The organism is candidate division KSB1 bacterium (genome assembly GCA_034505495.1).
In the GTDB taxonomy this organism is placed as follows: Bacteria; Zhuqueibacterota; Zhuqueibacteria; order Residuimicrobiales; family Krinioviventaceae; genus Fontimicrobium_A.
This window is the reverse complement of sequence record JAPDQV010000002.1, coordinates 93,747-118,586: the sequence shown is the minus strand read 5'-3', so window position 1 is coordinate 118,586 and position 24,840 is coordinate 93,747. Positions and strand designations below refer to the sequence as shown.

At 56.1% G+C, this 24,840-nt stretch carries 14 protein-coding genes; 3 read left to right on the top strand and 11 right to left on the bottom strand.

Annotated features, from left to right (window positions below):
- The 9 genes from ONB24_01495 to ONB24_01455 all read right to left on the bottom strand — a co-directional run.
- The coding region (locus ONB24_01495) for an AIR synthase related protein (GenBank protein ID MDZ7314775.1) at nt 1–544 on the bottom strand (544 nt) is incomplete at its 3' end.
- Nucleotides 545–783: 239 nt separating this feature from the next.
- The gene (locus tag ONB24_01490) at nt 784–1,506 is read right to left on the bottom strand and encodes a hypothetical protein (GenBank protein MDZ7314774.1); all 723 of its coding nucleotides are present in this window, start codon (nt 1,504–1,506) and stop codon (nt 784–786) included.
- A 27-nt stretch (nt 1,507–1,533) separates the two neighbouring features.
- Nucleotides 1,534–6,225, bottom strand: a complete 4,692-nt coding sequence (locus ONB24_01485) for an efflux RND transporter permease subunit (protein MDZ7314773.1) — start codon at nt 6,223–6,225, stop codon at nt 1,534–1,536.
- Nucleotides 6,226–6,252: 27 nt separating this feature from the next.
- Nucleotides 6,253–9,315 carry an efflux RND transporter permease subunit gene (locus tag ONB24_01480; protein ID MDZ7314772.1) on the bottom strand — a complete coding sequence of 1,021 codons (3,063 nt, stop codon included), beginning with the start codon at nt 9,313–9,315 and terminating at the stop codon, nt 6,253–6,255.
- A 1,209-nt stretch (nt 9,316–10,524) separates the two neighbouring features.
- Nucleotides 10,525–10,947: a hypothetical protein gene (locus ONB24_01475; protein ID MDZ7314771.1), complete on the bottom strand. Its 423-nt coding sequence runs from the start codon at nt 10,945–10,947 to the stop codon at nt 10,525–10,527.
- Nucleotides 10,948–11,109: 162 nt separating this feature from the next.
- Nucleotides 11,110–12,036, bottom strand: coding sequence for a sugar phosphate isomerase/epimerase (locus ONB24_01470; protein ID MDZ7314770.1), 927 nt, complete (start codon nt 12,034–12,036; stop codon nt 11,110–11,112).
- A 9-nt stretch (nt 12,037–12,045) separates the two neighbouring features.
- The gene (gene xylB / locus ONB24_01465) at nt 12,046–13,623 is read right to left on the bottom strand and encodes a xylulokinase (protein ID MDZ7314769.1); all 1,578 of its coding nucleotides are present in this window, start codon (nt 13,621–13,623) and stop codon (nt 12,046–12,048) included.
- Between the two features lie 89 nt (nt 13,624–13,712).
- The gene (locus ONB24_01460) at nt 13,713–15,791 is read right to left on the bottom strand and encodes a beta-galactosidase (GenBank protein ID MDZ7314768.1); all 2,079 of its coding nucleotides are present in this window, start codon (nt 15,789–15,791) and stop codon (nt 13,713–13,715) included.
- A gap of 66 nt (nt 15,792–15,857) precedes the next feature.
- Entirely contained in the window at nt 15,858–17,252 is a 1,395-nt protein-coding gene (locus ONB24_01455) for a glycosyl hydrolase family 28 protein (GenBank protein ID MDZ7314767.1), read from the bottom strand.
- Nucleotides 17,253–17,451: 199 nt separating this feature from the next.
- On the opposite strand from ONB24_01455, the gene ONB24_01450 reads away from it, so the two are divergent.
- Nucleotides 17,452–19,236, top strand: coding sequence for a TonB-dependent receptor (locus tag ONB24_01450; GenBank protein ID MDZ7314766.1), 1,785 nt, complete (start codon nt 17,452–17,454; stop codon nt 19,234–19,236).
- Between the two features lie 171 nt (nt 19,237–19,407).
- On the opposite strand, the gene ONB24_01445 is transcribed toward ONB24_01450, so the two are convergent.
- Nucleotides 19,408–20,808, bottom strand: a complete 1,401-nt coding sequence (locus ONB24_01445) for an alpha-L-fucosidase (GenBank protein ID MDZ7314765.1) — start codon at nt 20,806–20,808, stop codon at nt 19,408–19,410.
- 327 nt (nt 20,809–21,135) lie between these two features.
- On the opposite strand from ONB24_01445, the gene ONB24_01440 reads away from it, so the two are divergent.
- Both ONB24_01440 and ONB24_01435 read left to right on the top strand, forming a co-directional pair.
- Nucleotides 21,136–22,734: a C69 family dipeptidase gene (locus ONB24_01440; protein ID MDZ7314764.1), complete on the top strand. Its 1,599-nt coding sequence runs from the start codon at nt 21,136–21,138 to the stop codon at nt 22,732–22,734.
- Nucleotides 22,735–22,833: 99 nt separating this feature from the next.
- Nucleotides 22,834–23,742, top strand: a complete 909-nt coding sequence (locus tag ONB24_01435; GenBank protein ID MDZ7314763.1) for a restriction endonuclease — start codon at nt 22,834–22,836, stop codon at nt 23,740–23,742.
- A gap of 210 nt (nt 23,743–23,952) precedes the next feature.
- Here the strand turns inward: ONB24_01435 and ONB24_01430 are convergent, their stop codons facing one another.
- Nucleotides 23,953–24,837, bottom strand: a complete 885-nt coding sequence (locus tag ONB24_01430; protein ID MDZ7314762.1) for a DMT family transporter — start codon at nt 24,835–24,837, stop codon at nt 23,953–23,955.
- Nucleotides 24,838–24,840: the final 3 nt, after the last annotated feature.

Sequence of the window (24,840 nt, the reverse complement as noted above, 5' to 3'; positions counted from 1 at the left end):
CAATAATCGAAACCGCTTCGATCGGGACGCCTTTGATCAGCAGCAGAACATCCCCGACTTGAATGTTTTTCTTCAGCAGGATGTTTTCCCTCGCAGCCTCGCCGATCATCTGGCCGACAACAATGGGATGGTCAAGTCCGGCAGTCACTTCCGTATGGCCGCCGCAGTAAACGATTCCTTCGGCGCGGCAAACGCGGGCAATGTCGGCAAAGATGCGCTCGGCGTCGCTTTTCGTCGAGCCCTCGGCGAGCAGAATCGTCGCTAAAAACCATTTCGGCTCGGCTCCCATACAGACGACATCGTTGGCGTTCACCCACACCGCATAAGCGCCGACGGCATCGGCAGCAAAGGTAATCGGATCGGTTTTGATGACCAAACAGCGGTCTTCCAACTCGACCACGGCCGCATCCTCTCCCAATTGCGCGCCCTGAAGGATGCGTCCGCCGGTTTGCGTATACTTGACAAGCAGTTCGCTGAGAAGCGGCAGGTCAAGCTTGCCGATTTTGAGCCGTTGCGAAATCTCTTTTGCCGACTGCTTTTTCACACTGTTCTCTTTATCTTTTCATCCCACCTCAAAGAACGGTTGAGAGTTCTCCCTCTCGAAGGCGCCCGACTTGGATTCTCGATCAGTTGTCGTAATTTTAACTTGGCTTTAATATAGGGAGATCTGCTCAAATGAGCAAGAATGGAGGGTCGGCCTGCCGATGGATTCCCTTTTTATGAAAAAAATACGGCCTGAGATGGGCAAAGATAATTACTTCGGCAAGGTCTTGAAACCTGTGTTCAGATGAATTTCTCCCGCTTTTGCAGATTCAACAAGCCGGTGAGAATAAAAACAGCGACTGCAACAAGCTGGTAAATACGGTTCTTGGTAATGACGTCCTGCCAGACCAGGTCGCTCACATTTTGCGGTTCGGCAAAGGGGTTCAAAAAAACATTCCATTTGCTTTCTGCGAGGCTGCCGCTCAAGACCCAAAATACCAGAGCGGTAATGATTATCAAGACTGCAGTGCCGTAGCCGTTTTTAACGGCAGTAGATAGAAAAAAGGCAAATGCTCCGAAAAAACCGACGGGTACCATAAGCTGTACCACCATTTGGAAAATCGGGAAGCGGACCAGGCTGATGGTGCTAAAGAGCGCCAAAAGGCTCAACAACGCCGCAACGATCAAAAACATGAGGACCAACCGCACCAGCCATATTTTGTAGCGATAGTTCGGAATGCCGAAAAGCACTTCGATGATGCGCGCATCGACATCGTTCTGCAGACCGAACACGGACGGATAAAAGATCACCAGCAGGCCCGGCACGAGCAGCCAGTAATAGATCGTGGCTTTGGTCGGGTGCACGTTCGGATCGAAGAGGCTGAGGAGCACAACCAACAAGAAAAAAAGTGCTGCGGCGATGAGGAAGTAAATAAATTTGTTCGAAAAGACGATTTTGAGATTGTATCGAACAGATCGAAACAGGATAATCATCATGTTTTTTAAGGTTTTGTTTCTCGACATCGAAAAGACTCCACCGAAAGGGTCAGCTTATTCTTTTTCCTTCAGAAGGAACAGATACGAATCCTCGAGCGTCGGCGATACGGCCACAGCATCCGGTCGCGGCGGTTGATCGGCGAGACAGCGGACTCGAACAGCGCCGTCGGCCCGCATGTGGTGAACGACCAAGAATTGCCGCGACACTTCATCGAATTCGGACGGATTTACGTTGAACTGCCAGACATGGCCGTCCGCCAGCGCCGCCATTTCAGCCGGCGTTCCCCAATATTTCAGCTTTCCTTTGTGCAGAACGGCCACCTGGTTGCAGGAACTGGAGATGTCCTCGATGATATGCGTCGAAAAGACGACGATGCGTTCTCGGCTCAGCTCGACCAACAAGTTGCGGAAGCGGATTCGTTCGCGCGGATCGAGGCCGGCCGTCGGCTCGTCGACGACCAGAATACGGGGCAGATGCAGGAGAGTCATGGCGATGCCGATGCGCTGCTTCATGCCGCCCGAGAACGAGCCGATTTTGTCGTTTCGGCGCTCCGTCAAATGTACGGCCTCGAGCACTTGATCGATTCGTCGTCGCCGCTCTTCGGCATCATGGATGCCTTTGAGAATGGCTTGATAATCGAGAAACTCCTGCGCCGTCATGTTCTCATAAGTGCCGAATTCCTGCGGCAAATAACCGATCAGTCCCTGAAACTCTTCACGATACTCCTGAAGATCCTTGCCGTTGATATAGATCTTGCCCATGCTCTGCTCGAGGATGCCGCAGATGATACGCATGAGCGTCGTCTTGCCGGCGCCGTTGGGACCGAGCAGGCCGAACATACCGCTGCCGATCGTGAGGGAAACTCCGTCCAGAGCGCGGAACGGCTTTCGGCGTTTGCCGAGAACAGGAATGATCTGAACAAAGCGATAAAATGCTCGGCGCAGACGGGCAAAGCGTCCTTCGATGCGGGCAATGTTGACCTGCTCGCGATGCAGCCGTTCCGAAGTCGCATAGATCACCAATGCGGCGAACCATAGGACTACGACCACGGCCGTGGCGCCGATAGCCCGCCAACGCCAATAAAAGAACAGGCCGTCAAAGAGCGGGATCCCCCAATACAGCAGGCGGTCAACGCGGCTGTAATTCTCTGCGGAAAAGATTCCGTTACTTTTCAGAACCGAGCCGATACGCAGCCACAATTTTCTGACGAAAAGATAAATGACCACGAAAAAGACCAGCGCCCAGAAGGAGGACTGCAGGTAAAAATAGGCAAAATATACGAGAAAGAGCAGCAGCGGGACTTGCCATATGAGGTCGCCGACCTCCTGCCAGGTAGTCGGTAGTCGATCCAATCCCGCGCGCTCCCGAATCACCTTGCCCTTTTGCCATTCGCGCACAAAGCGGCCCGGGCGATCGTAAATCTTGACGGCGCGGCGGATGGTTATGGTCACCTCTTCATCGGGCGCAACGAGTTTGGTGTCGGCCTGCCGCAGGCTGCGTTCGACAAAATAGACCGAAGCGGGCACCAGCACGGTGATCGCGAAAAGATAAAAAAGGCGCCAGAACAGGTTATCGACCTGCGTAAAGATGAGCGCGCAGCCGGCGCCCCATACGACGGCTTCCAGCAGCTTGACCTCAGCTTTTTGCCGTCGAATCCAGGCAATAGCGTTTTCCAGACCGCTGTAGAAAGTCGGGATGAACACCAGCGTAAACAGCGTGCTGAGGCTCAAGCCGCCGATGACCGTAATGGCGAACGGAGCGCCGACCAGGGCGACATACTCGGATTTGCCCATAGCCAGCGGCACCATACCGACGATCGTGGTGATGGCGGTGATGAGTATTGGTCGAACTCGCGCCAGTCCGGCCGTGAGAAGCGCGCGGTTGCGTGAAAAGCCGCGTCGCCGCAGTATCTGCGTATAGTCGATAAAGATAATGCCGTTGTTGACGACGACGCCGATGAGAATGAGAAATCCAATCAGCGTGTTGGCGTTAAAGACGGAATTGCCGGTCAGAATGAGCGCCCAAAGTGAACCGATGGCCGCCAACGGGATCGTAAACATCATCACCACCGGCAGGTAAACCGACTCAAAAACCGAGGCCAAAATCATGTAGATCAATATAAAGGAGACACCGATCAAAAAGACAAAGTCGGAAAGATCGTTTTCTTCATGTACGACCTCCACGGCAATACCGGCGGGAATGTTGAGCGCGGCGACCAGTTCATCTACTTCGGCTCGGGCGGCGCTGAGCAGCTCTTTCGAATCGTTGATCTCGCTTAAAAAGCTGTAGTTGACCTCCACCTGTTTTTCCTGGTTGATGCGCTCGATCGACGCCATCCCCTGCGAGAGAACGATACGACTGACGTCCTTTAGAGCGACCTCGCCGCCTTTCGAAGAGGAAATGCGCAGAATCTGCAGATCGGCCAGAGTTTTGTCCTCTAGGCTGTCGCCGCGGATGGTAATCTCGTACTCTTCATCGCCCTGTTTGAAGGTCATGGAAGAGGTAAACTCGCTACGGAAAGCGGCCAGCTCGGAAGCAATTTGCTGCGGCGTAACGCCGTAATCCTCCATGATCAGAGGATCCAAGTAGAGATGCACCTCCGGACGATCCGGAGCAACGCTTACGCCGGCGCGCTGAATGGTATCGAATTCATCGAGATAGGCCGCGATCTCTTCGCCCAAGCGGGTCATGGCTGCAAAGTCGCTGCCTTTAATGACGATCCGTTCGCTCGCCTCGCCGATGCCCAGCAGCCGCTGAAGATTGGCGGCCTGCGCCCTTCTTCCGGCGCCGCGAAAACGGGCCCCGGAAGTCGGCTGCTGCAGACTGATCTCACCTCCCGGCAGCTTGCCGACGCGCTTCATGACGTCGTCCTTGATATCCTGCGGCGATCGTCGATACTTGTCGGCAAAATCTTCCACCAACCGAACCGTAACGATCGCGTCTTCTTCGTTAATGGTACTGGTGATGCGCTCCTTTTCCTTCAAGTCGGCCAGTTGTTCTTCAATTTGAGCGACCAGCTGGTCGGTACGCGCCAAGGAGGAGCCCTTGGGCATGGTCACATAGATATTGAATTCGCGCAGTTCGGCTTCCTGAGGCACGTTGACGCTGACGGCAAGAGCAATCAGCACGCTGATAAAAAAGACCAGCACAGCGCCGATGATGGTCTGCGCAGGCTTTCGCATGCAGCTTTTAAAAATGACCGTATAAATCTGCAGCATGCGGTTTTTTAAAGAAACGAGCTGAAAGCTGGGCGTCTCGGCCACGCGCCTCCTCAGCAGGGCGTGAATCATAGTGGGGATGAGCAGTAAAGCGGCAAGCAGCGAGACCAGCAACGTCGAGACGATCGATATGCCGATGTGTCGCCCGATGAGACGAATCAGATAGTTGCCCGCAAAGATGAAGGGCAGAAACACAATAATCGTTGTCAAGGTGGCGGCAAAGATGGATCGCCACACTTCTCCCGTTCCCTGAACGACGGCGCGTTCAGGGTCATGACCGCGCGACAACAAGCGATAGATATTTTCCATCACCACGACGCTGTTGTCGAGCAGCATGCCGACGGCCAGCGCCAAGCCGACGAGCGTCAGGCTGTTAATGGAAATACCGCCGGAATAAAAAAAGTTAAAGGCGGTAAGGACCGAAACCGGGATGGCCAAGGCGATGAGTCCGACCCACCGCAGGTTGCGCAAAAAGAGCCACAGAACCGCAGCCGCAAGCACGGCTCCGAACAGCGCCAGTTCCATGATGCGGCGGATGTTGTCTTCGATTTGTTGAGCGGTGTCGGTTTCGATGCTGATGCGGATGTCAAAGGGCGCCAGCCGGCGGTTTAAATCCTCGATCGTCGCCCGCGCCGCATGCGCCAGAGCGATCAGGTTGGTCTGAGAGTCGCGCATAAGCTGGATGTTCACCGCATCCTTGCCGTCGACGCGGCTAATGGAAGTCGGCTCTTTGACTCCGAAATAGACGTCGGCAATATCACGCAGGCGCACCGGTCCTTCGCTGCGCACGATGATGTTCTGCAGCTGATCGACATCCGTGTAATCGGCCACCAAATTGACAAAGTAGCGGCGGTCGCGATCGTAGGCCGTGCCGACGAACGTTTTCGAGGCGGCATTCTGCGCGATCAGGTCGCTGATCTGCGAGGGCGTAATGCCGTAAGCGCGACAGACCGATTCGTTTAGAACGATCTCCACCGATCGTTCGCGGCCGCCGTAGACCTGAACGTTGGCCACGCCGTCGATGCTCTCCAGCTCGGGAACGATTTTTTGATCCGCCCATTCGCGTACGCGCTCCAATCCGCCGCCGCCCAAGACCTGCAGGCTCATGAACACATTGCTTTGCTGCTCGGTATCTACCTTGATGACCGAAACGCGGAACCGTTCATCCAGGTCGTTTTGGATCGCCTTGATGCGTTCGTCCAGCTTGACATAAGCAAACTTGATGTTGACGTTTTTATTGAAATAGACATAGATCATGCCGCCGTTCCGCTCCACATAGGACTCGATGCTTTCGATGCCCTGCAGCGAAGAAACCGCTCCCTCCAACGGCACGATCGCCTGCTTTTCGACAAACACCGGATCCAAGTCCTGCATGGTGCGCACCTGGACGATGAGCAGCGGCAGCTCAGCGTCGGGGAACAGCTCCATAGGCAATTGGCGATAAGAGACGATTCCCAACAGCACGGCGCCGAAAAACAACATGCCGATCAGAATTTTCCGCCGTATGACAAACCTGATGATGTTCATGCTGCGTCTTTTCCTTTGTCGTTGGGTTTACTTGCGGGAAAATCTGTCGAGCTTTAGATACACGCATGGAATCACAATCAGCGTCAGCAGCGTCGACGTCAACAGACCGCCGATGACGGCAACTGCCAAGGGCTGCCGCAGCGCCGCGCCCTGGCCCACCCCGAAGCTGAGCGGCAGAAGACCCAAAATGGTCGTCAGACTGGTCATCAGGATCGGCCGGATTCGCCGCTGACCGGCCTCGACGATCGCTTCGCGGACCGGCATTCCTGCCTGCTTGAGCTGATTGATCGTGTCGACGAGAATAATCGAGTTGTTGACGGCAATACCGCCCAAGAGGATAATGCCGATGAACGCCATAATGTTCAGAGGCTTACCGAACAAAAGGAACGCAAAGACCGTCCCGCTGAGCGCCAACGGAATCGTCAACAAAATGGTAAACGGGTGCACCAGGGACTCGAACTGCGAAGCCATTACCATATAAACGAGCAGAACGGAGAGGAGCAAGGCAAAACGGAGATTGTGAAAAGATTCGCGCCGACGCTGTTCCTCGCCGCCGATCTGAACGCGATACTCGGGCGGCAGGTCGAGCTTGGCCGCCGCCTTTTCGATATCCCGCACAATCTGATCGAACGGCCGCCTGCCGATGACCTGCGCAGTCACCAAGCCCACGCGCGACTGATTGATCCGCCGGATTTCCTTGGGCACGCGTTCGATGGTCACATCGGCAATGTCGTCGATGCGGATGCGCTGCGAGCTCGCCGCCAATTCGATGGCCGGAATTTCGTGCAGCGAGACTCGCTCCAGGCGCAGCGTTATGTCCTGCAGCTCGCCGTTGTTTTCCCATTCGGCGGCTTGGGTGCCGCTGAGGTGATTCTGCAGCCCCGACACGACCTGATCGATGCTCACGCCCAACAGCCCTGCACGAACACGATCCAGCTTGACGTTCACCTCTTCGCGATCCTCGTCAAAACCGGTGCGCACATTAAAGAGACCGTCGATGGTCGCCAATTCGCCGCGAAGCTGTTCGCATAGGCCGCGCAGCGTCTCGAGGTCATCGCCGCGCACCTGCACCATAATCGGCGCTTCGTCGCTGCTCAAAAAGGTCTGCAGCGCCGTCTGCCGCTCGCTGAATTGAAACTCGATGTCCGGCACTTCGGCAAAAGCGGCATCCAGCTTTTGCATAATCTGAGCCGAAGTGAACGGCCGCTGCTTTTTCAAGGTTAGCGTGAGAGTGGCTGTATTCTCGTCGCGGAAGGACTCGGCGCTGGTGACTCGACTCGAGGGCCCGACGACCGAGTAGATCGTTTCGACCGACTCGCCCGCCAACTCTTGAATGATCTGTTCGAGGTTGCGCACCGCCGCCTCCGTGCGCATAAGGTCGGTTCCCTCGGGCAGTTTGACGTCGATAGAGATCTCATTCGACTCTGTTTTGGGAAAGAACTCGCTGCCCACCACCGGCAGAAGCATCAGCGCCGCAACGGTAATTGCCGCACCCAGCAAAATGTACCGCCACGGTCGGCTGATAATGTTCTGTAGCGCATCGCGGTAAAAGGTGAACTGCATCGTCTTTTGAACCCCGAGCGCCATGCCCGGCATTCGACTGGTCAGCATGGGAATGACCAACATGGCCACGAGCAGAGAGGAGACCAGCGAAAAGGCAACGGTCAACGCCTGATCCTTGAACAATTCACCGGCAATGCCGTGCAGATAGACGATCGGCAAAAAGACGACGATCGTCGTCAATGTGGCGGCCGTAACCGCGCCGCCGACCTGCGCCGCCCCTTCGATCGAGGCATCGGCTGCGGATTCGCCCCTCTCCATTCGACGCATGATGTTCTCGACCACAACGATGGCGTTATCGACCAGCATGCCGGCGCCGAGCGCCAACCCGCCGAGCGTCATGATGTTGAGTGTCAGACCGTTGAAATACATCAAATTGAACGTGGCGATAATCGAAATGGGAATCGCCAGCGCGATGACCAGCGTGGCACCGATGCGGCGCAAAAAGAGATAGAGCACTGCGGTCGCCAGCAGCACGCCGAACAGAGCGGCCTGCTTGACCTCATTGATCGCAGCGGTAACGAATTCGCCTTGATTCTGAATGACGACCAGTTCGTATCCCGGTAATGCGCGTCGCAGCTGATCGAGCTCCTTCAACACCACGTCAACCGCCTTGACCGTATTAAAGCGCGTCTCTTTGTAAATCGCCAAAGCAATGCAGCGCCTGCCGTTGACGTGGACAATGTTTTCCGGATCCTTATTCTGCAGCTTGATTGTGGCCGCGTCGCGCAAAAAGACCGGCGTCCACTGCCCGGGAATCGGCTGACCGGACATGTCCTGCGGCTGCGTATAGGTGAGAATAATGTTGCCGATGTCCTCCAGCGAGGTGAATTCCGACACCCCTTTGATGACATAGCGCCGCCCCATCTCGGTGATCGATCCGCCCGAAATGTTGCGGTTGTATTGAGAAATGCGGTTGGCCACCTGCGAGGGCGTCAGACCATAAGCCTTTAACAAATAACCGTCGGTCTCGATAACCACTTCTTTCTCTTCTTCGCCGAGCAGCTCGACGTCGGCGATGCCTTCGAGCCGTACCAGTTCATTGCGCAAATAGTTCTCGGCCGTTCGCCGCAGTTCGTCCATGTCGGTTATTTGCGGATGCCACAAGGCCAACGTCACCACAGGATCGGCGTTGGGATCGAGTTGAGTAATGTTGATTTCGTCGATGCTGCTGTTTTGGGAAAAAGAGGCCAGCGCTTTTTGCAGATCGAGAAAAGCCTCATCCATATCGGTTTCCCAAGCGTACTCGACCGTAATCAGCGCCGAGCCGACGCGCGAGATGGAAGAAACCTGCACGACTTTTTTCTGCCGAATGGCCAGCGACTCGATGCTGCGCACAAACTGCTTCTCGATCTCTTCCGGGGGCCTCTCGCCTGCTTTAATTTCGACAAACAGACGAGGGTTGTTCAGGTCCGGAAACAATTCTACCGACAACCGCGAAAAAGATATGTAGCCCAGCAGAAAAACCGCAAGAATGAACATCAATACGGTTACGGGATAGCGCACGGAAAAGCGGGTAATCGATTTCATATTGACCTTTTCTTCAAAATCCAAGTTATTAGCTCTAGTGCCGGACTTTACAACAGGTGACGCATGAAGCAGGCATTTGTTCTCATGAGCGTTACATTTGCGTTTTTTGGATCCGTTTGCAAACTTTTTGCCGTGTCGGCGGCCGCGCCTTAACAGTCCGGCCCTGCAGGTTATGGGCAGTTTAGTGACGCACCGTTAAGGCGCGCCTTTTAAATATACGCCGTGAAATTATTAAATGCCTGCCGTTTCTTTAATTCCGGTTGATTCACCGTTTCGAGATCGATGCCGGTTTACCTCTCAATATCTAAGAGCCGTCCGACGGATTTTTCTTTCAAAGAAAACGTCTGCCGGCGGAAATGAGCTTAGAATCGGTCACCGCCGCGGCAAAACCTTCAGGCGTGAAGATGATTACCTTTTCGGCATCTTTCTGATTATCATGTGCGACGCTGAAAAGCAGCATTGATTTTGCAGCGGAAAGAAAATCCCCTCTGGAGGGAAACTGAACGAGGAAAAAAGCAGGGTCAGCAGCCGCTCGATCCGGCCGATCCATAATCCGCCTTCGGATATACCCTCCCATCGGAAGCAATTTTTCTCGGCAATCTCTTTCCTAAAAAGTCCAAGATCGCCCGCGCCTACAACAGCGACAATCATCCATGCAGCCGTCCATAGCGCAGCTGCAAAGGAACGCCCGACATTGCGCAAACACAGGGGAAACATAGCCGAAGGCAAGAACAAGGCGCGAGGTGCCCGCCGCAGAATACCGGAGGAGGGCTTGTCGCCAAGTTTTAACTGCAAAAAAGAAATCCTCAATTTTAGTAAAGCCGTCACCGGCAACAAAGGCCAGAGAGAAAAAGAGAAGCAAATCCCGTATGCGGCAATGGAATGCAGTAGGGAATAATGAATTTTTTCAGTAACATCGCCCTCCAGCCTTTGCCGGATTGGCCGCAATGCAAATTCCACCGCCGTCCATGCTGTCCAAAGCGGAATGAACCAGAGAAATTTTTCCAATACGCCGGCCAAAGCAGGTGTATCATTAACTTTTAAAAGTTAATAAGCTTGATTTAATTCTAACAGATTAACATCATGCGGATTCCTTGCTGCTAATTCTTTCGATTGCAGCAGAAAATTGATTTAAGAATTGGCGCAGTTCTTCCCATGCGGCGCTGCGCAGCGTTGCAGACACATTTGCCCGCGTAGCCGGTTTGCCAATCAACCCTCGGCGATTTGTTTCACACCCATTCCTTCCAACGCGCGGGCAACGGCAAAGGATTCGCGTTTCGGCCATTGAGAGGAATATCGTGCCGCATAGTTTAACGTTACATTTATCCACTCGGAATAAAAAAGGGCTTCCTGTAATAGACAACGACAAGTTTCCCGTCGAGATAAAAAATCCAAGGCGGCGCCGGACAGGCGCAAAGCCGATCCCTTGGCATGGCCCAGTCCCTCGGCAGGCAAGGTGTCAATGCAGCCGATACCGACGCCGATGCGCGAATCGACCGCAAAACGGCTGATCAACTCGGCGCGTAAATAGAAGGCAGGATGCGAAACAAAACGGGCATCGTCGATCAGCAGCTGCCAGGAATCGCCGCAAAAGAGATGCGGGCCGATCACTGTTGCAAAATAGTGCCGCACAGATTGCGTCCCGCATGCTTCAGCGCCTCAAAAACGCTCTCTCGCTCCGCCAAAGCCACGCGATCGGATCAAATCACCGGTCAAAACCGCAACCGGAGCGCCGTTCTTGCTGCATCCTCCACCCTACCGCTGCAGGAACCGTCACTCCTAGGGACAATCTCATTAAACAAATTTTACGCCGACCTCTCTGCCGACGCCGCGAATATATTCCGCAGCCTGGCGATACTCTTCCGGTGTGGAAAGATGCTCAATCATCAACGGTACGGGTTTGGGCAGCGCCGCCAATTCCTTCAGCAGCACTTTGTAGTCAAGACCGCCCAGGCCGGGGCGCACTTCATCCAGATGCACCAACGCCTTGTTCTGCAGCACCACATCTTTGGCGTGGCAACTTTTGATATAAGGACCCAACATGGCGACGCATTCGCGTAGAAAATCGGCATTGGTGTAGAATCGTCTCGGCGAGTTGATCAAGTTGACGGGATCAAAATGGCAGGCGAATTGTCTGCGATCGATCGCCTTAATGAGCTCCAGGTAGACTTCCGGTGAATCCGGAATGGTATAGGGCATCGTCTCCAATGTGTAAAAAGCCCTTTTCGGCTTGACCGCGTCAATGATTTTGCGCGTCGTTTCGACGCAGGCATCGAAAAACTCTCTGCTGGTATTGCCGACGTGTATGCCTGCCCAGTCCTCGCCGAATGAGCCGGCAATGTTGACGGCGCAGACCGCGCCGATTTCATCGGCCAAAGCCAGCGCCTCGATGTTTTTCTGCAGGGCCTGCCGGCGCTCCTCCTCGTTACGGCTCAGGGGATTGCTCCAGGCGCCGACTTCGGCAATCACCAAACCGGCGTCCTCCGCCGCCTTGACGAACGCTCTCTTTAGTTCCGGCGGATCACTCAATTTGACCGGACAATAAGCCGCACTGTACCCCATGCCGACGTGTTCTTCTGCCCAAGCGACGGGATCTTCCGGCGCGCCGAAAACCGGCCCGCCGAGGCGGACGGCCCCCGGCTTTTGTGCCGGCAGCGGCACGACCGCCGCCGCCGTGCCCGCAAGAACGGTTTTATGAAAAGTTCGGCGTGACATTTTCATTATAGCCTCCTATACCGTCAACTGCATGCGCAAAGCAAACGGATCGCTCTGAGTCCGGAATCCCCGAACGCGCAGGCTGAAATCGCCGAACACCTGCTTCATGCGGCGATAGACCGCAACCGCCTTCGGATCCGGTTTGCAGCGCTGGTCTTCCAAGAGAACCACAAACGGTTCGACCACTTCTTGAAGACTGACTTTTTCTCCCGCCTCCTTTTTCCACACCCAGGCGGCGTGCAGCGCCGCACCCAGCGCCGCGCCTTCGCCCTCCACCGGCACCACTTCCGCTTCGAAAACGTCTGCGATCGTCTGCCGCCAGGCTGCCGACTGCGACAACCCGCCGGTCAAACGAATTTCCGAGGCCTTGACCGGCATCTTGCGGAAACCGTCATAAAGGTTGAGGATATGCCCCTCAAGCACCGCACGGCACAGCGCCTCGCGGGTAAAGTCACCCAATGCGAAACCGATATAGATGGGGGCGGCATTCGGCACATCCGGCGTCCGCTCGCCGATGTACCAGGGAAGCAGCAGACGACCGCGATTGCCGACCGGAACCTGATTGACTACCTCGACGAACTCTTTGTGCGACAAATTGAACAGCGACAGCACCTCGTTGTAGCCGTTCGCCAAATTGGAAACGCAGAGCAGCGGCAGATAATGGCCGGTGGAATCGCAAAACGCCGCGATCTCGCCGCTGGGATCGACGTACGGTTCCTCGAGGTAGGTATAGGCGGTGCCGCTGGTGCCCAGGCTGACGGTCACGATACCCGGCTTGACATTGCCGGTGCCTACGGCGCCGTACATATTGTCGCCGCACCCCGCATCGATCTTGCACTCCGGCGAAAAGCCGAACCGCTGCACTAAATTTTTGCCGATTTTACCGATGCTTTGATCCGCCGGTTTCAGCGGCGGCAGCTTTTCCTCCAGCTTGGGCGAGATCGCATTGATCACCTTTTCCGACCATTTGCCGGTCTTGGGATTCCACAGCGCCATACCGGAGGTGTCGCCGGGCTCCATCACCCTCACGCCGCCCTCTTTGCCGCCGGTAAGATACCAGTTGATGAAATTATGCACTAAAAAGCAGGTCGTCGTACGTTCGAAAGCCTCCGGCTCGTGGCGAACCATGTGATAGATCTTGGCCGCCGTATAGCCGGTACGCTGACTGTTGCCGACCTCCTCGATCATCTTGTCGACGCCGCCGACCGCCTGCGTCAGCAAGTCGCACTCTTCCTGCGTCGAAAAATCGTTCCACAGCTTGCTGGTCTTGCGCGTCAAATTGCCCTGCGCATCCAGAGTGACCAGGCCGTGCTGCTGGCCGGAAACCGAGATCGCCTTGATTTCCGACTGCGGCACCGGCGAGGCGGCCAGACGCTCGAACAAAATCTCCAACGCTTCGATCCACATGTTTGGATCGGATTCGGAGACGCCGAGCTGATCCGTTTGGATGACGCCGTTCTTGGTGTTATATTTGGGCAGGTCGCGGTCATAGTTGACCGAATCGACAAACACCACGCGCTTCTCATCGAGATCGATCACCACCAACTTGGTGCTCTGTGTCGAAGAATCAATACCTGCAAACAAGTTCGCCATATTCCTTCCTCTCCCTTTTTAAAATTCTGCCTGTCGGCACACCGTTGCTGAAAAAGCTAAATAGAATTTTTGACTCGTTAGAAATGGATTCATTTTGTTGATTCGACGATCAAGAGATCCCACGGCGCCAAAGTTACGCTTTCGCCCTGCTTGACGGCTCGACCGCTGAGCAGGTCTCTGCCGTCCGCAAAGGGATAGACAAAGGCCTGCGGCTCGCCGGAGATGTTCAAGCAGTAACGGATCGTCCGCCCTTTGCGGTTGACACCGCTGCGCACCTTCACCTTGGCCGGCAGCTTCTGTTCTTCTCCCAGAATGCCGGCATCGGCGAACAGCTTTTTCATCACCCTTATCTGCAGTTCATCCGAAAGAAAAGTGCCTTCATAAATCGTTTTGCCTTTGCCGTATTGGTTCTCGACAATAGCCGGCCATTGCCCGAAAAAGGGATGGTCGTAAAAAGCCAAAGGCTTTGCGGTCTCGGGGATAAGGAATTCGGCCCACACCGAGACGCGATTACCTTCACCCGCCTGAAATGGATCGCCTTTGAGCGCCAAGGGAGCGGCGAGGTTGGAAAATTCCTGATAGTAAGCGCCGATCACCGGCCGCAGCGGGCCGGGGGCAAGCTCCCAACGCACGGTCGAGTATTCGTTGCAAAAGCCGCTCTTGAAAGTAATTAACGCACGGCCGCCGTTCTTGACGAAATCGGCGATTCGTTTAAGCAGGTCGTCCGAAGCGACATAGAGCGCCGGAACGAGCAGCACATCGTAATCGGCAAACGAAGCGGTCTGCGGAAAGACAAAGTCGAGCTCCACATTGAGGGCATACGCCGCATGATAAAGTTGATGCAGCACGCGCAAGTAATCGACGCGGTCATCGAACGGCATGAAGCGAATGCCGTGATAGGAATCGACGTCGGCAAGCAGGGCGACGCGGTTCTTCTTTTTGAGATCGACGATTTCCGGCCCGATTTTTTTCAGCTCCTGCGCGATCCGGCTCGCCTCGCGGTAAATGCGATTCGGCTGCAGGTCATGCGACAACACACCTTTCCAGTAGGTCTCCTGACCGTAATGCAGCGAGTGCCAGTGCCAATAGGCGACCGAATTCGCGCCGCTTGCAAAATGGAAATAGGCGTTGAGCCGCAGCTGGCCGTCGTACGGCGGCCGCTGATATTTGGAGTCCCACCCGATGGTCTGGGCATTGGTTTCGGTCACCAAATAGTTTTGCCGTTTGAACGAGCGGTTGAGATCGCCGGAAAAACAGATCTCTTCGCCGGTTAAATCGTCCTGCACCGGCGTATAGGGGTTGACGGCGGCAATATCGAGACAACGGGCGATTTCGTACTGGTTGATGTTGGTGCGGAAACCGCCGACAAAGTTGTGGGTGATGAACTGATCGGGCCGTTTCAGCTCGCGCACAATCTGCGCCTGCCAGGCGAGAAAGTCGGTGGTGATTTTCTGCTGGAACCGCTCCCATTCCAGCTTGTAGCCGGGATTGACCATGCCGTCGACCGGCGCCAGCTCATCCCAATCGTTAATCGACTGCCCCCAGTAATTGAATCCCCATATGCGGTTTATCACGTCGACGCTCTTGTACCTCTTTTTCAGCTCGTCGATAAAGCTAAGATAATTTTCGCGCGCGGCAAAGCCGTTGCCGGTTTCGTTGTCGATCTGGTAGCCGATGACCGCCGGGTGGTTGCGGTAATGGTTGACGATCTGGCGGATGACCCGTTCGCAGTACCAGCGGTAAGTCGGATGGCTGAGGTCGGCCTGCTGCCGCATGCCGTAAGGCGCCGGATCGTCGTTGATGCGCGTGCGCCGATGAATCTCCGGGTGCTTGCGGTAAAGCCAGGGAGGAATCGAATAGGTCGGCGTGCCGAGAAGCACTTTGATGCCGGCCTGATGCAGCCGATCGATCACCCGATCCATCCAGGCAAACTCGAATTCACCCTCGCGCGGCTCCCAGAGGCTCCAGGTCGACTCGCCCAGACGGACGAAATTGATGCCCGCTTCCTGCATCAATTTGACGTCCTGCTCCAATCGATCATAAGGCATGTACTCGTGATAGTAGGAAGCGCCGTAAAGGACTGTTTCAAGCTTGGGAGGCTGCGCTTGAACGGCTGCGCTTAAAACAACAAAGATGACCAGGCTTCCAATAATTTTCTGCAGCTTCATGATCACTCCTCAACGATTAAATCGTTTCGGCACTCTCCTTAGTCGGCAAGCCGTCGACGTCGTTTTTCATCGCGATTCAGTCGACTGCACAAATTTGATCGAATCCGCATAGGGAAAGATCTGAAAGACGTCCGGCCGCGGCACAGTCAGCGGCTCATCGGCTATCGTGCAATCCTCGAACGTAACGTGCCGTACGCAATGTGTTTCGTCCAAACCGCGCAGGATGATGGGCCGCGGCGCTTCCCAGGCAATTCGTCTGAGCCGGACGTTGCGGATGTTGCCCGGCGGATCGTCACCGTAGGCTTTGCCGTCGGTAATGTGCAGCTCGAACGCCTTGAGGACGTCTGCAGAGACGCGAAGGTCCTCGAACAGCACATCCTCGATCAGCGCCGGACCATCGCAGATGATGCTGAAAGCCGAGTGACCGTTGACCATGCTGCCGCCGCGCGCCTGCAGAATGTCGCAGTTGCGCACCGTCACATTGCGGATGGGAGCGTTGGTCTCGAAGCCGATGGTGACGCCGTCGCTGAAGGCAAAGCCGATCATCGTATTGTCGAGCACGCGGATATCCGAAGAAGGTTTGTCATAATCCGGCGTCTTGACGGCGATGCAGTCGTCGGTACAGCGGAAAAAGCAGCGTTGGATGGTCACGCGCCGGCTGTTGACCGGGTTTATGCCGTCACCGCTCGGTCCGAAGCTGATGATCTTGACATCGCGATAAACCACTTCTTCACAGTTAACCAGCGTGTTGGTCCAGCCGACGCCGTTGCGGATGGTGACGCCCTCGACGCTCACGTCGCGGCAGTCGGTAAAGAGAACCATACTGCGGTAGTGATAACCGCCGTCCAGCGTGCCGCGGCCGAGGATGCGAATGTTCCGCGCTCCTTCCGCGCGCACGCCGCCGTACACCAGAGCGCCCGGCGCCAGATAGAGCGTTTCCCCGTCATGCAGGGTCATCATTCCCGCCTCATGGACGCCCGGCCCGAAATAGCGGACCTTGGGATCGTGGGCCGAAGGCGTTTCTTCTTCCGGCGGATCGGCAAAAAAGAGCAGCGGCGGCAGGTCGTCGGTTTCGATGTAGAGCTTTTCCGGGCCTGCCAGCCGAAAATCGATCTCTTTCCCCTGAACACGGGCCGCGATATTTCGGCTTTTGGGGCGAATCCGAACGTTTTTCACAGGCCGATCGATGACCAGCTTGACCGCAGCGGGACCGCTGCAGCAAAAAGAGACGATGTGCACCTCCTGCTGCACCCCGGTGTAGGGCTCGGAGACGAACCAGTCGGGCAGCTCTTCGAGCTTCATCGCCGTGCGGAATGGCTCGACATAGCATTCCCGACCGTCGACAAAAACGCGGTAAATCGTGCTCGTCGGACGTTCCGCCAAAGAGGGATAAAATTGGTTTTCCGCCGCGACGGCGTTCCATAAGGCCAACAGCAAAACCGTCGGTCGAATACGGTTCATGGTTAACTTTTTGTTAAAAAATCAGAGGATCAACAAAGCCAATATAAAAGGCAGAGGGGAAAGAAAAAAGTCTTTTCTCAAAAAATTTTTCCGTTTGGCAAATTTGCAGGAACCCGCGCCCTCTGAATTGCTTTTTTGCTTGGAATTGCAGACAATTTGTTTATTCTTGAGTTGTCTGACAAATGGAGGGCCTAGATCAATGCAGAAATGGGTAGGTTGGATATTCTTTGGCGTTTTTTCCGCCTTTGCGCAACAGGCGGACTATTTTGAGGCGGAGCCGATTGTCGTCACCGCGGGTCGCTTTCCCATGCGTCTGGCAGAAATTTCACGAAGCGTCACGGTGCTCGACAGCACCCAGGTGCGCCTCGCCGCGCACCTCTCGGTGCAGGAGCTGTTGCAGCAGGCGGTCGGCGTCGATCTGCAGAGCCGAGGTCCGGCGGGAATTCAGGCCGACGTCTCGATCCGAGGAGCTTCTTTCGAAAACACGGTGGTTTTGCTGGACGGCATTCGTCTGAATGATCCGCAAACCGCTCATCATACGCTCAATTTGCCCGTCAGCCTGGACGATGTCGAACGAATTGAGGTGGTGCGCGGCGGAGCCTCGGGGTGGTACGGCGCCGATGCAGCCGGCGGCGTGATCAACATCATCACCCGCAACGCCGGTTCCAACGTGCGACTGAGCGGCGGCCAGGCGGGCTTTTACGGCGTCGCCGCAAGCGCGGGATTCACCTCATCTCGGCATCAGACACGGTTCTCCTTCGAAAGACGCCATTCGGACGGCTATGCGCCGCGCACGGCTTATGACTTGACCACCCTCTTTCTCAGAAGCCGTCTCTCCCTCCCTTTTGCCGCGCTCGATCTCTATGCCGGCGTCAACGACAAAGCGTTCGACGCCAATGCCTTTTATTCCTCGCTCTATCCCGACGAATGGGAGCACACACGCGCCTGGCTCGGCGCCGGCCGCTTGACCTGGAGGAAAAAGAATGTCCAATTGTCGCCGCTGCTTGCCTATCGCCGCCATTTTGATGACTTTGTGCTGGACAAGGCGCGGCCGGACTGGTACCGAAACCGCCATACCAACCACACGCTGAGCGTTGAATGGCCGCTGCATCTGCTGACGCCCTACGGCCGTTTTTCCTTCACCGCCGAATGGCGCCGCGAATGGATTCGCAGCAGCAATCTGGGAGAACACGCGCGCGAAACGCTCGGCGCCGTCGCCGGATGGCAGAGAGTCTTTGCCGGACAATGGGACGTGCAGGCGGCTCTTTACGGCCATCACCACTCGCGCTGGGGAACGCGCCTCTGGCCGGGGGCCGAAATCGGCCGCCGTTTCGGCAACCACAAGCTCTATGCCGCACTGCATTCAGCGTTCCGCGTGCCATCGTTTACCGAACTCTATTACCAAAGCCCGGCCAACCTCGGCAATCCGGCCTTACAATGCGAACGTTCCGTTTCGGGTGAAATCGGCTGGACAGTGCAGCGCGGACCGATGCAGGCCGGAGCCGCTGTTTTTCAACGTCGCGGACGCGATCTCATCGACTGGGTTCGGAACGACGTCAAGGAACCCTGGCGCGCCGTCAATTTGGGCAAGCAGGTCAGCACCGGAATTGAATTTCAGGCGGAAACAGCCGTGCGTGGCGTTCCCTCCCTGAGCCGTATGGCGCTGCATTACTCGGAACAGCAAAGCAGCAAAGATACGCCGGCATTTCAATCCAAGTACGTGCTGCGCTATTTGCGTCGGCAGGCGGGTGTGCGGCTCACACAGGCATTGTCGCGGAAGGTCGAACTCCAATGGTCGATCCAGTACAAACAGCGACGCAACGAGCCCGCCTACACGCTTCTCGACGCCACTCTATGCTGGAGCCCGGGCGACTGGCAGATTCTGCTGCGCGGCACCAACCTCCTCGATATTGCCTACTATGATTTCATCGACGTGCCGGCGCCGGGCCGACTCTTTACCGCCGAATTGAAAAAGAGCTGGTAACGGCGTTTTTGTCCTAAACTCGGCATGGTACGATTGTTGACGGCGGATTATTTGGAAAAGCCGCTCTTCCCCTAAAGAATTTCAGGTTGATGAAAAAAAACGGCGCCGTCGTTATAACCTTTGCTTCGACAGCGCCGTAACTGTTTTTGCCGCGCGGGTCGACGGAAAGATTTATTTGCCGATCTCCGGCTTTAGCGCCCCGGCAAGCTTGAAAGTCCAGGCATATTCGCAGGGATTGTCGGCCGGCGTAACGGCGGGCGGCTCGATGCGCAGAATGCCTTTTTTCCAACTCGTCTTGACGATTCCCGGCCAACCGAGCAAGGAAACCTGAGTGGTTTTCGCCACTCCTTCGATCTCGATCGGTTTGGTCGGAAATTGCGTGCAGATGGCGTACAGATCGTCGCCTTTTTTGGTAAAGTAAACCTTCGTCAGCGGCGTCACCTTGGGCGCTTTTTCCCATTTGCGCGTGCAGTAAATGGCCTCGCCGTTGACGCGCAGCCAGCGCCCGATGTCCGCCAGCCGCTGCTGCATGATGACCGGAATGCGGCCGTCGGCGGTCGGCCCGATGTTGAGCAGCAGATTGCCGCCGCGCGCCACTTTATTGATCAAAATTTCCACCAATTCTTCCGAGCTGGAATAGTTTTCCAGGTATTCGTTGCGGTTAAAGCCGAAGGAGGTTCCGATGCCGCGGCACTCTTCCCAATAATGCTCGATTTCCATCTGATTGGCGTCGGCGTCGTGGACCAGATCGTATTCCGTGGTGTAGATTCCGCCGTGTTTGCCGCGTGTCTCCTTGCCCCAACGGTCATTGACCACCACATGCTCCCGCACCGGCGACTCGTTGTACAGCCACGCCAGGATTTCCGTCGCCCGCCAAACGTCGCTGGGATGATCCCACTCGCCGTCGGTCCAAAGGATGTCCGGCTCATAGCGGGATACTAAATCTTTGATTTGCGGAATCATGTGTTGTTCGACATACGCCCGCACGTCGCTGCGGTAAAGCGGATTAAACCACTCATAAAGCGAATAATAAAAGCCCATCCTTAGGCCGGTTGCTTTGACGGCACGGATGAGATCGCCCGCCAAGTCGCGGTGCGGCCCGACGTCCACGGCATTCCAATTCCAACTCTGCGCACTCGGCCACAGGCAAAAACCCTCGTGATGCTTGGACGTCAGCACGACGTACTGAGCGCCCGACCCCTTGAAAATACGCGCCCACTCTTCCGGTTCGAACATCTCGGCTTTAAAAAGCGGAGCGAAATCCTGATACTTGAAATTGGCGCCGTAAACGCGGTTGTGAAAATCGTTGAATTGCCCGTAGCTTTCGCTAGTGGGCGTAACGAGCCGGTACCAATACCATTCCGCATACTTTTCATAGATGCCTACATCGCGCGTGGGACCCCATGCGGGAACCGAAAAGACACCCCAATGGATAAAGATTCCGAATTTTGCATCCTGAAACCATTCCGGAATCGGTCGACTGTCGATCGATTCCCAGGTCGGCTGATAGGGCTGCGCTCCTATAGACGCAGCGCCTGCGCAAAGCGCCAAAACCATCAATAGTTTCCTCATGATTATCTCCTGATTGCTTTTCGAACATCACCCTCTGGTTCAATGTAGAAAAAAAAGCCGTGAAATGCAATTTTCTGTAAGAAAACGGTATGCCCCCTCATTCAGTGCTCGAAAAGACGGCAAAACCAGAGTTCGGATCATGACGGCGTGACTATCGTCCATGTTCCAGATCGTCAGATCGCTGACGTCTATCCGACAAGAAATCGCTGCTTGGATTGCAACAAATGAACAACGGCCATTCCGAGCTCGTAAAGCAGTTTATTTTGTTGTAAAATAAAAACAAAGGCGCTACATTCAGCCGAAAATCAGAATTGCGAGGGAACGATTATGTTGCGCGGCGTCATGTTGATGCTTACCACAGTTTTGGTTATTGCCTGGAGTACTGCGGCGCGGGACAATCGCGCCGACTGGGAAGGCGGCAGACCGGACGGCTGCACATCGATAACCGTGGGACGACTGGCTTCGGACGGCGGCTGGGTCGCTACATCTCACACCTGCGACAGCCATCGCACGCGCTCTTCATTCGACCATGTCCCGGCTGAAAGTCACAAGCCCGGCGCCATGCTGACGTTGGTCAAGCGCAGCAACAACGATTCGCTGCCCATGCCCTCCTACCAATACCTGCCGACCGGCCAAATCCCGCAGGTCGAGCGTACGTTCGGCTACATCAATACCGCCTACCCATGCATGAACGAGCGGCAGTTGGCGATCGGCGAATCGACATTCGGCGGCCGCGAGAGTCTCCGCTCCGACGCGGGGTGGATCGACTGCCAGCAGCTCGTGCGACTGATGCTGGAGCGATGCACGACCGCCCGCGAGGCCATCCGAATGGCCGACGAGCTGCTTTCCCGCTACGGCTGGAATGACGAAGGCGAATGTCTGACCATCGCCGATACGCGCGAGGTCTGGCATTTGGAGATCGTCGGGCCTGGCGCCGGCAAGGTGGGCGCCATCTGGGCCGCACAGCGGGTGCCGGACGACCATGTTTCGGTCAACGCCAACGCCTCGCGCATCCGGCAGGTTGACTTGAGCCGCCCCGATTATTTTATGGCGTCGGCCAATCTCACGCAGACCGCCCTGGACAGCGGCTGGTGGAAGCCCGAAGAGGGGCCCTTTGAATTCTGCTACGCCTACGATCCCGAAGGTCGACGGTCCATGGCCGCCCGGCGGCGCGAATGGCGCGTATTGTCGCTGCTGGCGCCGTCGCTCGATCTCGACCCCAATCAGGAAAACTTTCCCTTTTCCGTCAAACCGGATGAACCCGTGACGCTGAAAAAGCTGATCACGATTTTTCGCGATTATTACGAGGGTACCGACTTTAACTTTATCAAGAACATCACCGTAACCGACGACAGCGGTCGAACGGTGCTTTCGCCGCTCGCCAATCCCTTTATGCCGTACGACATGAACAAAGTTTTTCGCATCAACGGCGGCTGGGGATGGCGCGGCGAACGCACCATCGCGCGGTGGTACACGATGTATGCGACGATCACCCAGTCGCGGGCCGATCTGCCGGATCCCATCGGCGGCGTCGTGTGGATGGCGCTCGACAACGTCGCTTCGTCGATCTATGTGCCGATCTATTGCGGCGTGACCGACGTTGCCGCCGCCTACAAAGTCGACGGCCGGCGCACGGGATTTTCGCGCAGCTCGGCCTGGTGGGCGTTCAATCGTCTGGGAACTTTGGCCGCGCAGCGCTGGGGCGACATGCGCAAAGACGTCATGGCCGTCTGGGACCCCTGGCAGGATGAGCTTTTGAATGAGCAGACTAGAGTAGAAAGCGAGGCGCTTCGTCTGCACCAGTCCAATCCGAAAAAAGCGCGGGAATTTCTTACCCGTTACGGCATCGACTGGGGCAACAAGGTCATCGACAAGGCGTGGGAGATGGGCGATTTTCTATGGACGAAATACGATGAGCTGTGGTGAGCAGTCGGCGAAAATAAACGCCGGGCAAAGCGGCGAGTCTGCCGGCTGCCATTCGCATTCCATTTACAGCGGCATCGAATCGATCAGGAGGGAACAGACATGACCATTCCGGATTACCAGTCCATCATGCTGCCTTTGCTCAGATTCGCGGGTGACGGCGGGGAACACTCGCTTCGCGAGACCATCGAGGCGCTCGCCGATGAGTTCCGCCTTACGGACGAGGAACGGAGCAGGCTGCTGCCCAGCGGACAGCAGGCGTTCTTTGACAACCGCGTCGGTTGGGCGCGCACTTATTTGAAAAAAGCCGGACTGCTGGAGACCACCCGGCGCGGCTATTATCGGATCACGGAACGCGGCAAACAAGTTCTCCGGCAAAAGCCTGCCAAGATCGATACCGCTTTTCTCCTGCAGTTTCCTGAATTCGGCGAATTTATAAAAACAAGCAGAATCGGGTCCAACGAACCTCAAGATAAGCAGGGCGAGGAAACACAGACACCCGAAGAAATGATCGAAACGGCCTATCAAAAACTGCGGCAGGGCCTGGCTTCCGAGCTTTTGCAGTTGATCAAAGACCGATCGCCGGCCTTTTTCGAGCGGTTGGTGATCGATCTGCTGGTCAGGATGGGATACGGCGGCACGCGCAAGGACGCCGGCGAGGCCATCGGCAGAACCGGAGACGGCGGCATCGACGGCATCATCAAAGAGGACCGTTTGGGGCTCGACATCGTCTATGTGCAGGCCAAACGATGGGAGAGCGCGGTAGGGCGCCCTGAGATCCAGAAATTTGCGGGCGCCCTGCAGGGTCAGCGCGCCCGCAAAGGTATTTTCATCACCACCTCCTCTTTTACGCAAGATGCACTGGATTACGTCGCGCGTATAGACAGCAAGATCGTGCTCATCGACGGCGATATGTTGGCGCAGCTGATGATCGACCACAACGTCGGCGTCACTACGGTGGCTTCTTACGAATTAAAGCGAATCGACTCGGATTATTTTACGGAGGAATGAATTACGCATTTGCCGGACAAGCCTAAAAAGGCGACCGAGCCGATGCCGGAGCGGTTCGAATTTGTGTTTGCAAAAGCATGACGGCCGAAAGGGGGAATTTAACGGCAGGCGCCGATCATCAGCACAGTGCATCGAAGCCGCACCTCCTTCCGCCATGCTTTGATTCTCTCCCTCAACACGGCAATAGGCGGGCTATATATTAGGCCCCTCTCAGTCCCTACGCTTGAAAATGCGGACCTGCGCCAGCAGCATGCCGAGCAGCATTAAACCGGCACCAAAGAGATTGCGCGGCGACAGCTGTTCGCCGAGGATCAGCCGCCCGCCGAGGGCGGCGAAAACCGTCTCCATGCTGAGGATGATCGCCGCATGCACGGCCGGCGCGAATCGTTGGCCGTAGAGCTGAAGCGAGAACGCCACGCCGACGGACATGATGCCGCCGTATAGGATGGGCAGCGCGGCGCCGCGCAGCGCCGTCAACGCGAGGCTTTCGGTAGTCAAGGCAACGACGGCGCTGAGAAAAGCGCAGACGAGAAACTGGGTCACGGCGATGCGGATGGCCGAGGCGCGCGGCGACAGCCAACTGACAAAGGCCACATGGCCGGTCCAAAAGAAGGCACTTGCCAGCACGTACAGATCGCCTTTGGCGATGGAAAACGACTCGGTGACCGTCAAAAAATAGAGGCCGACGGTGGTCGACAGAACCGCCAGTCCATGCTCGAGGGTGGTCTTTTGTCCCAAAAAGCGGCCGGCGAACGGTACCAGCACGACATAGAGTCCGGTGATAAACCCGGCCTTACCCGCCGTCGTATAGACGATGCCGATCTGCTGCAGCGAGCTGCCGAGAAAAAGAATCACACCGAGGATCAGCCCGCCGAAGCGGACCAGATGCGGATGTTTTTCGACGACGAAATCGGCCTGCCGCGCCCGGCGCGACCACAGCGGCAGCAGCACCAGAGCGCCAAGGGCAAAGCGGATCGCGTTGTATGTGAATGGTCCGACAAACTGCATCCCCTGACGCTGGGCGACAAAGGCAAATCCCCAAATGAGCGCAGCCAGGAGCAGAATCAGATCGGATTTCAGAGTGCGCGACTGCATCGA

Coding starts and splice junctions, on each gene's coding strand:
- ONB24_01430 (MDZ7314762.1), bottom strand. CDS start 24,837: ATGCAGTCGCGCACTCTGAAATCCGATCTGATTCTGCTCCTGGCTGCG.
- ONB24_01485 (MDZ7314773.1), bottom strand. CDS start 6,225: ATGAACATCATCAGGTTTGTCATACGGCGGAAAATTCTGATCGGCATG.
- ONB24_01450 (MDZ7314766.1), top strand. CDS start 17,452: ATGCAGAAATGGGTAGGTTGGATATTCTTTGGCGTTTTTTCCGCCTTT.
- ONB24_01440 (MDZ7314764.1), top strand. CDS start 21,136: ATGTTGCGCGGCGTCATGTTGATGCTTACCACAGTTTTGGTTATTGCC.
- ONB24_01445 (MDZ7314765.1), bottom strand. CDS start 20,808: ATGAGGAAACTATTGATGGTTTTGGCGCTTTGCGCAGGCGCTGCGTCT.
- ONB24_01455 (MDZ7314767.1), bottom strand. CDS start 17,252: ATGAACCGTATTCGACCGACGGTTTTGCTGTTGGCCTTATGGAACGCC.
- ONB24_01490 (MDZ7314774.1), bottom strand. CDS start 1,506: ATGTCGAGAAACAAAACCTTAAAAAACATGATGATTATCCTGTTTCGA.
- ONB24_01480 (MDZ7314772.1), bottom strand. CDS start 9,315: ATGAAATCGATTACCCGCTTTTCCGTGCGCTATCCCGTAACCGTATTG.
- xylB (MDZ7314769.1), bottom strand. CDS start 13,623: ATGGCGAACTTGTTTGCAGGTATTGATTCTTCGACACAGAGCACCAAG.
- ONB24_01470 (MDZ7314770.1), bottom strand. CDS start 12,036: ATGAAAATGTCACGCCGAACTTTTCATAAAACCGTTCTTGCGGGCACG.
- ONB24_01460 (MDZ7314768.1), bottom strand. CDS start 15,791: ATGAAGCTGCAGAAAATTATTGGAAGCCTGGTCATCTTTGTTGTTTTA.
- ONB24_01435 (MDZ7314763.1), top strand. CDS start 22,834: ATGACCATTCCGGATTACCAGTCCATCATGCTGCCTTTGCTCAGATTC.